At 28.3% G+C, this 13,243-nt stretch carries 12 protein-coding genes; 11 read left to right on the top strand and 1 reads right to left on the bottom strand.

Annotation, left to right across the window (positions count from 1 at the left end):
- Positions 1-114 precede the first annotated feature (114 nt).
- Positions 115-1,020: a hypothetical protein gene (locus L3B98_RS20270; RefSeq protein ID WP_238918033.1), complete on the top strand. Its 906-nt coding sequence runs from the start codon at positions 115-117 to the stop codon at positions 1,018-1,020.
- Positions 1,021-1,244: 224 nt separating this feature from the next.
- Here the strand turns inward: L3B98_RS20270 and L3B98_RS20265 are convergent, their stop codons facing one another.
- A complete protein-coding gene (locus L3B98_RS20265; protein ID WP_238918032.1) occupies positions 1,245-1,382 on the bottom strand; it encodes a hypothetical protein in 138 nt (45 codons plus the stop codon).
- Positions 1,383-1,458: 76 nt separating this feature from the next.
- Here L3B98_RS20265 and L3B98_RS20260 point away from each other — a divergent pair, with 76 nt between their 5' ends.
- From L3B98_RS20260 to L3B98_RS20215, 10 genes are all read left to right on the top strand, one after another.
- The gene (locus L3B98_RS20260) at positions 1,459-1,755 is read left to right on the top strand and encodes a hypothetical protein (protein WP_238918031.1); all 297 of its coding nucleotides are present in this window, start codon (positions 1,459-1,461) and stop codon (positions 1,753-1,755) included.
- A 222-nt stretch (positions 1,756-1,977) separates the two neighbouring features.
- Positions 1,978-3,156 (top strand): hypothetical protein, encoded by a 1,179-nt coding sequence (locus L3B98_RS20255; RefSeq protein ID WP_238918030.1) that lies wholly within the window; start codon positions 1,978-1,980, stop codon positions 3,154-3,156.
- Between the two features lie 174 nt (positions 3,157-3,330).
- Positions 3,331-3,963 carry a hypothetical protein gene (locus tag L3B98_RS20250; protein WP_238918029.1) on the top strand — a complete coding sequence of 211 codons (633 nt, stop codon included), beginning with the start codon at positions 3,331-3,333 and terminating at the stop codon, positions 3,961-3,963.
- Positions 3,964-4,211: 248 nt separating this feature from the next.
- Positions 4,212-4,667 carry a 3'-5' exonuclease gene (locus tag L3B98_RS20245; RefSeq protein WP_343073699.1) on the top strand — a complete coding sequence of 152 codons (456 nt, stop codon included), beginning with the start codon at positions 4,212-4,214 and terminating at the stop codon, positions 4,665-4,667.
- 131 nt (positions 4,668-4,798) lie between these two features.
- Entirely contained in the window at positions 4,799-5,599 is an 801-nt protein-coding gene (locus L3B98_RS20240; RefSeq protein ID WP_238918027.1) for a hypothetical protein, read from the top strand.
- A 117-nt stretch (positions 5,600-5,716) separates the two neighbouring features.
- Entirely contained in the window at positions 5,717-6,463 is a 747-nt protein-coding gene (locus L3B98_RS20235) for a hypothetical protein (protein ID WP_238918026.1), read from the top strand.
- A gap of 418 nt (positions 6,464-6,881) precedes the next feature.
- The gene (locus L3B98_RS20230) at positions 6,882-8,972 is read left to right on the top strand and encodes a cell division protein FtsA (protein ID WP_238918025.1); all 2,091 of its coding nucleotides are present in this window, start codon (positions 6,882-6,884) and stop codon (positions 8,970-8,972) included.
- A gap of 77 nt (positions 8,973-9,049) precedes the next feature.
- The gene (locus tag L3B98_RS20225) at positions 9,050-10,231 is read left to right on the top strand and encodes a M20 family metallopeptidase (protein ID WP_238918024.1); all 1,182 of its coding nucleotides are present in this window, start codon (positions 9,050-9,052) and stop codon (positions 10,229-10,231) included.
- A gap of 378 nt (positions 10,232-10,609) precedes the next feature.
- Positions 10,610-11,581 (top strand): RluA family pseudouridine synthase, encoded by a 972-nt coding sequence (locus L3B98_RS20220; RefSeq protein WP_238918023.1) that lies wholly within the window; start codon positions 10,610-10,612, stop codon positions 11,579-11,581.
- A 12-nt stretch (positions 11,582-11,593) separates the two neighbouring features.
- Positions 11,594-13,207 (top strand): polysaccharide biosynthesis protein, encoded by a 1,614-nt coding sequence (locus tag L3B98_RS20215; protein WP_238918022.1) that lies wholly within the window; start codon positions 11,594-11,596, stop codon positions 13,205-13,207.
- Positions 13,208-13,243 lie beyond the last annotated feature (36 nt).

Raw genomic sequence — 13,243 nt, 5'->3', positions numbered from 1 at the left:
AATTAGAGACTAGGAGAAATCTTAGTCTCTAATTTATTATGAAAATTTAGAATAATGAGGAGGATATTACATTAATTTGTAGAAATACATAATAAAATAAAAAGGAGGGGTTTTATGTCTAGAGAAAAGATGGAGTGGGCAATATACTCAATAGAAGATGAGAATAAATATAAAGAAATTTATTATGAAGATTTAGATAGAGAGGAATATGAAGAGAAATATAAAAAAAATTTAAGTTGTATTAATGGATGTATTGCAGGTGTAAAATTTACGCATAAGAAAAACAATGTTAAGTTTTTCAGCACTTGGAATGGTGATGGTGAGAAACATAAAGAGGGATGTCCTTTTCATGTTAAATATAAAGGAAAGATGGGAAGGCTTAGGCTTAAAGCTTTTTATGAAAAAAGAGAAATAAATGATGAAGATATAAAAAGAACCTTACTAAATAAGATTAGAGGATTAAAAAGAAAATATAATGGTGAGGAAGAAAATAAAGCTGCACGGAATAGCATGGAAATAGAAGAAAATGGAGAAATGATAGTAAAAGCAGAGGATGCAGAAGGAACTAACACAAATAATAGAAACAGAGCAAGACGAGAACACAATATAATGAGTAGCGATGCAAACTATTTATCTATGATAGATGTTGGGACAAGAAGATGTGTATATGGAATAGGGAATACTGCTCAAATAGACAATAAGAAAGGAGAGTATTTTGGATATATTAATTTAAAAAATAGAGGATATACTGTTGCAGTATATTTTCCTAAATCATTTTATTCGCAAGAAAATGGAATAACATTAGATGATTTTAATAGGCTTTTTAATATACTTAAACTAGAATTAAATGATAATCAAAAAAAATGTGTAATTGTTTGTTATGGAGAAATAGGAAGAAAAGAGAAAAAGGGTGTTAATATTAATATAATTAATGAGGCTCATATTTATATTAATGATATGAGTGTGCGTCAAATATTATCAGAAGGAAAGTTAAAAGAAATAAATTATGAAATAATTTAATGATAAAAGATATTTATAGGATTACCATAACAAAAATGGTAGTCCCTTTTTAATACCTAAACGTAACTCAAAAGTATCGATCCAATACTTGACCAAATCACTAAAGTATCAAAATAATAGTATATATTAACTACAATTCTTTTCTATATTAATTACTATATCTGTTATATTAACTACAAGTATATAAAGGCAAAAAAGAAGTAGCTATCTATTTAACTAGGTAACTACTTCTCATTGAGTTCATTTATAATATCAAAGATATTTTTTTCTTGTAATTGTTTTTTTAAAATATCTATTGATAAATCATAAATTTTAGATTGATTTAATCCTGTCTTTTCACACAATTCCATTACAAAGTCCATATTATCACTTAGAAGAGTTGAATTTAATCTTTTTCTAGCACAAAAAGTTGGATCAGCACAAATTACAGTTACATATATGAATATAAGTACAGTATGTAATTTAACTATAACAACTAAACCAGTAACGCCTGTAATTTCATATGGTGGTACATGGTCACATACTACAACTTTAAAATTAATGTCATCAAGTACATATACAGCAACTAAAAGTATTTCTGGTGTTGATGATTCTGCAAATGTTAACTTAACATATACTTTTGATACTCTTGGAGCTTCATTGTTATCTCAAGGTAAAATAACAATTACTAAGAAGAGCAATAATGCGTATACTATCAAAACGCTAGTGTTCAGACAGTTACAAGTATTTATGTAACATTCACAGATTCAGCAACAGCAACAAAGATACTTGATGATCAATTAATTGGTTTAAGGGGTATTTAAAAATAAGGTAAGAGTATAATTATATCCGTATCATATTTTTTTACTCATAATAAAGGGATTTTTATATTTCTGTTGAAATATAGAATATTATGAAATTTATTAGTAAAAAGTAAATTTAAGTATTAAGTGTAGTTATTATGAGGAGATAAAAGTTATGATTAAAAAAATAGAATCATTAAAGCAGAACGAATTTTTTGATAAATGGATAATTAAAACAAGTAGTGGAAATATCTTTTATATTATGTTTATTACATTATTTTTATCTATGCTACTAATCGATAGTACGATAGTAAAGGGAGTATTATTATCATTGTATAGTGTAATATTCATATTAAGAATATGTTTTAGAAGAAAAAAATTAAATAATCTATATTACTACAAAATCAATGATGAAAACCAGAAAGAAGACAGGTCGATGAGAAGCTATCAACTAGGTGATGGGGTTGCCATTGTAATGTTTATTTTTCTTGTGGTTTTATTTTATAGTGATAAAAATACATCTAGTATCATTTTTATATTTGCATTTGTAATTATGATTTATTTTACATTTGCAAGTATTTCAATTTCTAGAATAAGATTTAATACATTTCTGAAAGTAATTACACTTCTTTTATCAACTATACAAGGAGTTATCATGGTATTAAGTGGTATTTATTTCATAACAGGGAGTGTAGCGATTATTATGAAATTAATAAGAACAGGGAAGATTGATTATAATATAATAGTAGAAACATTTTTTGAAATAATTGATTATAGAAAAATTATGAAATTTACTTATTTTATCAAAGAATATAATAATTCAGTTGCTATAACAATTATTATATTAACTTTAATATCAATATTATTGTATATAATATTTATTAGGAGCGTACCAGCATATCAATTAGATAAATTATCATTTGCATTAAAAATAGTTAATGCAATTAGTGTTCTGTTTGGAATTGCAATATACTTTTATGGAAATGGTATTTATCCATATATACAAGAATATATTAATGGATTTAAAAGTGATCCACAATTAATTTTAAAATATCTAGGTGATAATCCTCCTAATGAACTTATAAATTATGTGGAAAACTATAATAAAGCTGAAATTATAAATTTAGGGTATATTCTATTTTTACCATATACTATTGCAATATTAATTGCGAATTTAGTAGTGGAATTTATAAAAAGCAAGTATACTAAAAAAGCAAATTTAGCATTAGATAAAATATTTGAGATATGTGAAAATGATAGCAGTGAAGATATTGAAATCTATGAAAAGAGATTTTACTATTATGGTGGAGATAAACACAAAATGAAGTTAATAAGAAAAATGTTTAAATTATAAAGGGGTTAGAGGATTCAAAGAACTTAGTAAAAGTGTACAAGCTTTGCTAGGTTCTTTTTTGTTAAGACTATAGCGTGGAAATATATAAGAAATAATTATTGGGATTACTTGAATTTAAAGTATACAATGAGTTAGAATAATTATATATAGAATAAATGTTCGGAGGATAGATTGATGGAAGAAAAGATTAAAAAGTTGGAACAAGACATAATTACAGAAAATGAGAAATGTCAAGAGTATTTAAATCAAGGGAATGATCTAAAAGTGAAATGCATACCAATGATTATAGATTATTGTAAGACTAAAATAGTAAAAGAAATTGAAAATTTTGTTAAGAATGATATTATAAATACAAATAACTTAGGTTTGGAAAAGTTATCAGAAATGAAAAAAGAAATGAACGAGTTAATCAAGAATGTAGAGAATACAGAAGATATAAATAATTCTAAGGGGACATGGTTAATATCCATAGACTTTATTAAAAATATTGATTTTAGTAGAGATACTTTTGATATTAGATTTAATAAGTCAAAAGAAATACAACAAAATGTTAGTAAATATGTAAAAAAACAATTGTTAAGAATTGGTGATTTGTTAATTAAATATGGTTATATAGATGAAAATAAAAAAAGTGAATATAGTATTTTTCATTCTAACTTTGGCGTATCTTTAAATGATGATTTGTATAATGATATGGGTAAATATAGTAAAATTTTTGAAGAATATATAAAAAGCAATGAAAAATTATTTAAGTTAGAAAAAGAATTAGGACAAACAAAAGCATTATCTTTATGGGAACAAGCTTAATTGATGTCTAATAAGTAAATAATTTTTAAAATGCTGAGAGTTATCTACTTATTTTATTTTAGGCAAGAGTATAGAAATATATTCTTGTCTTATTTTTTTTCTAATTTATTATTGAAATTGCGATTCCATACCTATATAATGTATTAAATTATATATAGGAATGGAATGATATCACTTTCATATTAACGAACAATTAATAAATGACATTAAATCAAGCTTAAATCATTGAAAATAGAGGGTTTCATGGCGTGAAGGGAATGGAATTTGAGAGTGTATATGTAATTAACTGCGTTGAAGAAACAATACCTCATGTTAATAGTATAAAAGACAATATCAAAGAGGAAAGAAGACTTTTCTACGTTGGAGTAACAAGAGCTATAGATAATCTTTATTTATTTTCACCAAGAAATAGAAAAGGGCAGTTTAAAGAGGTTTCACGATTTATAGTTGAAGGAAAGTTAAATGATTTGCCTGTTGACACCTTTGGATATGAAGTTGGAAACAAGGTTGCTCATAGAACCTATGGAGTGGCTGAAATAGCAGAATTTGATGAAAAGGATAAAGATAAGATTAAGCTAAAGTTTGGGGATGGAACTTTTAGGAGTTTCTCTTTGAAGGTGTTGGTGGATAATAATTTGATTGAGAAGGTTGAGCAGTATATTGAAGATATAACTCAATTTGTCCTAGGTATATTTCATAAATGAAAGTGTGATTATTTAATCGCTAAAAATTTAAAAGGGGAATTAACATGAAAAAGATTTAATTGCCTTTACATATTTAATTGAAATATGCACTGATGTATAATTATGGTATATAAATTTTAGGGGGAAAATAGATGAAAAAATCAAAATTAAAAAATGTAATTATAAGTTCATTAATAGTAGCTTCAGTGTTAGCCCTAAATCCCATAGGCGTTTCAGCAGAATGGAAATCTGATAGCAATGGATGGTGGTATACAGAAGGAAATTCGTGGTCTGTTGGCTGGAGAAATATAAATGGTAAGTTGTATTATTTTAATGCTAATGGATATATGGCCCATGATACTACAATAGATGGACATTATTTAGATTCTAATGGAGCTAGTACAACATCAAATACTCAAAATCAAACAGAGTACTCTGAGCCAGCAACAGAAGATATGACAGGGTGGCAGAAACTCATGGGGCATAAATATGAAAGTGTAGCAGAAATTTATTTTAAACTGGAAAATGGGATTCAAAGTGTTCAAGTAAAGGATATAAGGAACGTTGATGAAAATAAAGTTGTTGAATGGGTAGACGATAATGGCGTAAAGAGACATAACACTGTTGGGGAAATATATCAATTGTTTAAGTATTCTAATACATATACAACAGATTGGTTTAGCAATAAATTTGGAAATTTATATGGCGAGTGGTTGTTAACAGGTTCATTGGATGCAGATAACGTTGTAGCAGATTATTTACAAAAGACAGGACAAATTAAAAATAGATCTTATGTAACACTTACTCCAACTACAGTAATTGAAACTGAGGAGAGGAAAGAAAAAAATATTAGTACTGAAGAAATAATAAATAATATTGAAAAATATATGGATAAGGAATATAAAAAAGAAAAAAATAAAACTGCTGATGACAACAATTCCAGTGATGAATGAGTAATTAATGTAGTTAAAAATTAATTTTCTATGAAAGTTGTATAAGCTATTCAGTAAAGATTACTTAATATAATTCGAAAAATACAATATAAACATATTAAGTAAGAAGGTGGAATGGTGAATATAAGAAGTGGTAGTACTGTAAGTGTATATAAAAAAATGCATGAATACATTATTGAAGAAAAGAAAAAAAACGCTCAATTAAATACTACTCTTAATTCAAAAGATAAAAACAAAAAGAACTCTGATAGTTTTATCAAAAATATTATTGATCAGAAAGCTCAAATGAACGATATATTAGATAAGGTAAATCAAGAGAACTTTAAGAGAAGAGTGCAATTAGAAGATGAAAAAAATGAAGCTATAAAAAATGTAAAAGATGTATGCAAAGCTAATAAAGCATTATTTTCAAAGGATAAAGGGTATTCAAAAGAATTAGATGCTATATTATCTGGTAATGTAGATGAAGTCATAGATTCAATGGATTTTGCTGAAGTTTCTAAACATATTGGGAATTTAGAATATGGTGTTGCAAAAGGCACAAGTGAAGAGATAATAAAAAAATATCAAGAGGCTTTAAAGAAGTATTATGAAGAAGGTGCAGATAAAAAAGAAACTTTTGCTCAATATATGGGAGATAGTAAAGGCTTAAATATTGATGAAGTTATGTCAAGTAAGTCAACAAGGGATGAGGTTAAAGGTCATTTAGCTGCATTGGAATGCTTGAAAGCTTCGTATAAAGGGTTATATGATACTATGGATAGAATAAAGGCTTTTAAAGAAGAAAGTGCTAGGAGAGTCAAAGAGTTAAAAGAAAATATGGAGAAAAATATTCAAGCTCTTGGAAAATTTGAGAAGGTATAATATAAATTTATTACTTGTATAAGTTTATAATATATTATGAAAATAATAGAGTTTTGAAGATTTTTAAGGCAAGATTATATTAATATAACCTTGTCTTTTTTTGTTGAAGTTATTATTAAATTTATCATAAATACATTTGTTTTTTGCCTCTTGATGATTTGCCTCTAAGTGGTATTATTTGCATGAAATTGTGGTTTGCTGATGGTAATTTTAATCAATATTGAGGAAAAATCAGTTATATAGTATATAAAAGAATTGATTATTTATCAAATAAGTACTTAATTGATTTATTTATTGCTTTTTTAAATATATATAGAACTAATAAAACATTGTATGAATATGCCTAATAATATATAATTTATAGTGTATTTATCAATAATTAAGAAATATAAATAAGATAAATAAAGGTTGTGTTTATATGGAATTAAAAAGGTTTAATCAAAAAGATATAATTTTTGCCCTAGATATAGGTACGAGATCTATTATAGGAACAGTTGGAATAATTAAAGATAAAAAATTTCAAGTAGTATGTGAGAAATACTTGGAACATGAAGAAAGAGCCATGATAGATGGACAGATTCACGATATAACTTTAGTGGCATCTGTTGTTCAAAAAGTTAAAAGTTATTTAGAAGAAGAACTTCAAATACAATTAAATGAAGTATCAATTGCTGCGGCAGGAAGATTCCTTAGGACAATTGATGTTAAGACTGAACTTGAGCTTAATGAAGATGAAGAAGTCAATAAAGAAATTGTAAGAGGCCTTGAATTAAGTGCGGTCAAGAAAGCAGAAGAAGAAATTTCTGCTGTAACTGAGGGAAAACTATATTGTGTTGGATATTCAGTAAAAAACTATTATTTAAATGGATTCTTAATATCTAATCTAATTGGTCATAAGGGAGAAAATATTGGAGCTGAAGCAATAGCTACATTTTTACCAAGATCTGTAATAGATTCTCTCTATGCGGTTATGAATAGAGTTAATTTGAAGGTTGTAAATTTAACTTTGGAACCAATTGCTGCAATGGAAGCAGCTATACCAAAGAATTTAAGACTTTTAAATATTGCTTTAGTAGATATTGGAGCAGGTACTTCCGATATAGCAATAAGTTCAAAAGAAAGTATTTCAGCTTATGGAATGGTGCCAATGGCTGGAGATGAAGTTACAGAAACAATTGTGCAGGAATATTTAGTTGATTTTAATACTGCAGAAAACATTAAAAGATCTATAGTAAATGAAAAAGAAGTTACATATATTGATGTGTTAGGAATGGAAAATACAGTGTTATCAGAAAATGTGTTTAAGCTTATTAATTCTATTGTTACTAAAACAGCAGATGAAATATCTAAGAAAACTTTAGAATTAAATGGGGGAAAAGCTCCTAGTGCAGTATTTTTAGTTGGTGGTGGAGCACACACACCAGGTATTTTAGAAGCAATATCTGAAAAATTAAATTTACCACCTCAAAGAATTGCTATTAAGGATAGACAAGCAGTAATTGAATGTATTTCTGATAATAAGCTAGGTTCAGCGGGAGTAACTGTATTAGGAATTGCTTTAACGGCATTAAGAAGTATGGGAAATGACTTTATTGATGTTATTTTAAATAATGATGTAATTAGTTTGTTTAATTCCCATAAGCATACAATCATGGATGTTTTACTTCAAGCAGGAATAAATCCTTCATTATTAATAAGCAAAAATGGTAAAAGTGCTAGATTCAATTATAATGGCTGCAAGAGAATTGTCTTTGGTGAATATGGTACCAATGCTAAAATTACAATTAATGGAGAAGAGGCAACTTTAGAAACAGACGTTAAAGCTAATGACAATATAAACTTAGAATATGCTCAAAATGGTAGAGATGCAGCACCTAAATTATCTGAACATATTAGAAATATTAATTCAATAGCTATTAATTTAGGAGATGAAATAATAAACATCGATCCTATAATCCTTGTTGACGAAAAGCCAGAAACTATAAATTATATAATAAAGAACAATGATGATATAAGAGTGTTTTTGCCAACTAAGATAAGCGAATTTAAAAAATATGTTTTAAAAGAAGAAGTGAATTTAATAAAAGACGATATGTTTTTAGAGGATGATTATGAATTAATCGAAGGTGATTATATTATTAAAGAAGTTACAGAAGTTGATGAAATTGAAACTATTCAAGAAAACATTGTAAATGATGATAAAGAGCTTGATGACTTTGAGGAGGAGGCAGCTATTGAACTTGACAAAGAAGTAATAGATAGTTCGCCTAAAAAAGAACCTGCAATAATTAATGATGGATTTCATAGTATAACAGTAACTATCAATGGAGAAAATAAAATATTAATGGGAAAATCAGAATATGTTATTGTTGATATTTTTGACTATATAGATTTTAATTTGACTATAGCTCAAGGGATAATTAATTTAACTTTAAATGGGGAAAAAGCTGCATATACTGCTAAGTTAAAAGAAGGCGATGTTGTAGAAGTATTTTGGAGTAAAAACTAGGAGAATAATTGTCAATGGATAATTATAAATGGGCAATATTAACAATGATCAATTAAGAAATATGGAGGAAGCAATAAGTGATAGATTTTAAAAAGGAAGCGGACGCTATAAAAGATGAATTAATTAAAATAAGAAGGGATTTGCATGAACATCCAGAGCTTGGCTTTGAAGAAGTGAGAACTTCTAAGGTGATCAAGGCTTTCTTGGAGGCAAATGGAATACAATATATTGAAGTGGCTAAGACAGGTGTATGTGGTATTATAAAAGGAACTAAAGAAGGCAATAATAAAACTGTAGCTTTAAGAGGGGATATTGATGCTCTTCCTATTAAAGATGCGAAAACCTGTGAATTTAAATCTAAAATAGATGGGAAAATGCATGCCTGTGGACATGATGCGCATACAACAATTCTTATGGGGGCTGCAAAGTTATTAAATGAGCATAAGGATGAATTTTCTGGAACTGTAAAGTTATTATTTGAACCAGCTGAAGAAACAACAGGTGGAGCAACTCCTATGATAAATGAAGGAGTTTTAGAAAATCCAAAGGTTGATTGCGTTCTTGGACTTCATGTAGATGAAGAAACTGAATGTGGAACTATTAAAATAAAAAAAGGTGTTGTAAATGCAGCTTCAAATCCATTCAGCATTAAGATTACAGGACAAGGTGGACATGGGGCCTCACCTCATACTACTGTTGACCCAATTGTGATTGCAAGTCATATTGTAGTAGCACTTCAAACGATAGTTAGCAGAGAAATAGCTCCTGTAAATCCTATTGTAATAACGGTTGGAACTTTACATGCTGGAACAGCTCAAAACATTATTCCAGGGGAAGCAACCTTAAGTGGAATGATTAGAACTATGACTAAAGAAGATAGAGCCTTTGCAGTAAAAAGATTAAATGAAGTAGTAAATGGAATTGCTCAAATGTCTAGAGCAAAGGCAGAAGTAAAAGTAGATGAAAGTTATCCTTCCCTATATAATGCTGATGAATTTGTAGATTTAATTTGTGATAGTGCAACAGAAATTATAGGAAAAGAAAATGTTATAGAGCAAAGATCTCCTAAAATGGGGGTTGAAAGTTTTGCTTACTTTGCTAATGAAAGGCCAAGTGCATTTTATTTCTTAGGTTCAGGAAATAAAGAAAAAGGAACTACTGAACCTGCTCATAGCAATTTGTTTAACATTGATGAAGATTGCCTTGCCATAGGCGTGTCTATTCAAGCGTTAGCAGCTTATAGTTATTTAGCTAAATAAGCAAAGAGAAATTAGGATAATAGACATAGCAATGTTCAGTGGTCAAGGATCAGTGTTCAATTGTCAGTCAATCATTGACCTGGGACAGTTGAATATTGATAATTGACCATTTATGCCTTATTAGAGTGCCTGGAAATATTAGAATTGACAAGGTGTGATTAAAAAGGTAAAATTCACAAGGATGATTAAATGAAAAAATGTCAATTGATAGCTATAAAATTGAAATTGTTAACCATAAAACTGGAAAACAATAAATGTTAACTGTAGAACTGAAAAACTACAACTATAAATTGTAGACTGAACAACTACAACTGTAAATTGCCCACAGGGTACCCTAAAGGGCATAAACTGTAAACTGAACAAAAGGTGGGATTATATTTGAAAATAGAAATAGGTCCAAATGAGGCGGGCCAGAGATTAGATAAATTTTTAAGAAAATTATTAAAGGATGTACCATTAAGTGCTATCTTTAAGGCTTTAAGAAAAAAAGATATCAGAGTAAATGGTAAAAAGCAAAATGAAAAATATTTCCTAGAAGAAGGAGATATCGTTGAAATTAAATACATACAAAGCAATAAAGAAGACAAATCTGAAAAATTCATAAAAGTTGATCCTAAAAGAATTAAAATTGTATATGAAGATGAAAATATGTTAATAATTGAAAAGTGGCCTGATGTATTAGTACATTCAGATAATAAAGAGAGTCAGGAACCTAATCTTACAGATTACGTACTTTCATACTTAAATGAAAAAGGTGATTATATACCAGAGAATGAAATTACCTTTACTCCAGCAGCATGTAATAGGCTTGATAGAAATACAGCTGGAATGGTTGTCTTTGGGAAATCCTTTGAAGGATTAAAATGTATTAACGAAGCTATAAGAGAAGATGAAGTTAAAAAGTATTATTACACTCTAGCAAAGGGAAAAATAAGAGATGGACTTCATGAAGCTTATATCTTAAAAAATCCTGAAACTAATATTTCAAAGATATATGAAACAGAAGTTCCAGGATCTAAAAAAATTGCAATGAAAATAACTACAGTAGAAACTAATGGTGCTTATTCCCTTATAGATATTAATTTAATTACAGGAAGAAGTCATCAAATTAGGGCTCATTTAGCTCATTTAGGAAACCCTATTATTGGAGATAATAAATATGGAGATAAGAAACTAAATTCGTTTTTTGAAAATAAATATGGTTTAAATTATCAATATTTATATGCATACAAATTAAATTTCAGACAAATTAATGGTAAGCTTGAATATTTAAGAAATAAGACTATTGCAGTTGCATTACCTCCAATACTTAAAAAAATAAAGCAAGATGTATTTAAATTTTCACTTTAACAGGAGGTAATTATGGAAGAGAAGTCGACCAGCAGTAGTAAAGGCTTTTTAATTCTTTCAGTTGCTGGGCTTTTAACGAAAGTAATATCAGTATTTTACATACCTCTTCTTCAAAGAATAATAGGGCTTAACGGCTATGGAATATATCAAAACTGTTATGAAGTATTTTTATTTGCTTATGCAGTTACAAATTTAGGTACTCAGCCAGCTATAGCAAAAGTAGTGGCAGAACTTACGGCATTAGGAAAACCTAATGATGCTGTGAGGGCTCTTAAAATATCTCGGACTATTTTAGCGGTAGTGGGAGCAGTTATAACAATATTTTTGATGTTATTTGCATTTAATATTGGAGATGCTATTGGAAATCCAGATGCATCCTATGGAATATTAATGCTAGCTCCAAGTATATTTGTTACAACGATTTTATCATCTTATAGAGGATATTTTCAAGGTAGACATAGTATGACTGCTATAGCCGTATCTCAAGTATTAGAGCAAGTTATCAATATTGCTGTAAGCTTAGCATGTGCATATTTCTTAGTTAAAATAAGTATTAAATATGGTAGTGCTGGAGGTACAATTGGTACTTCGGTTGGAGCAGCAGTAGCCTGTGTTTACATGGTTTATATTTATAGCCGAAATAATTATGAAGAAGAATCTATTGAAGAACAAAAAGATAACAAAAGAGTAAGGACAAGGCATATAATTAAAAAATTAATTAGATATGGGTTGCCAATTACATTGACTTCAGGTCTTCAAAATTTCGGAAGCTTAGTTGATATGGTTAATGTAAATAGTAGACTGGCGTTTGCAGGCTTTAGTATGGAACAAGCTCAAATGCTTTATGGTGTACTAGGTAGGTATAAAACTTTGTTATCAGTTCCGCTTATAGTTGTAACAGCGCTTGGAACAACTGTTTTGCCAACCATAGCAGCAGCTATGGCCTTAAGGGATAAGAAAGAAATAAGGAGAAAGTCTTCTTTTGCCTTTAGATTAACTTTTATAATAACAATACCAGCAGCTGTAGGGCTTTCTGCTATGGCAAAGGAAGTTTTTGAATTACTATATGGAACAGAACAAGGATTTAATTTAATGGTAATAGGTTCAGTAGTACTAGTGCTTATGGCTGTTGTACAAATACAAACCGTTATACTTCAAAGTATGAACAAGCTTTATTTTGTCCTTGGTACTTTTTGTATAGGTATAATTGCTAAAATAGCTGCAAACTATATCTTAGTTGGAATACATGATATAAATATTCTAGGAGTAGTTGCAGGTAACTTTTTGTGGTTTGTAATACCAATGATTTTAAATCAAAGAGCTTTAAAGAAAGCTCTTAGGGTGAAAATTCCACTATTTAGAAATATGCTTCAACCACTTTTTGCGTCAGCAATAATGGCATTAGTTATATATATACTTAAAACACCAACAAATATATTAATTACAATTACAAATGGAAATATGGCATTGAAATTAATATCAACAATAATTATTATTTCTGTTTCAGGGTTTGCTTATTTATACATAATGATATTATTTGGAGGAATTAGAAAGAGTGATGTAGATGCTATTTCTGTAAGGATTTATAACTATCTTCCTAGATTCCTAAGGAAAAAACTTAAATAATTATAAGTGATCAACTTAAATAATGCTCAATTATCA

It is taken from the genome of Clostridium sp. YIM B02555 (assembly GCF_022320955.1).
GTDB classification, from domain to species: Bacteria; Bacillota; Clostridia; order Clostridiales; family Clostridiaceae; genus Clostridium; species Clostridium saccharoperbutylacetonicum.
The sequence above is the reverse complement of the archived record's forward strand: the minus strand, read 5'-3'. Positions and strand labels throughout refer to the sequence as shown.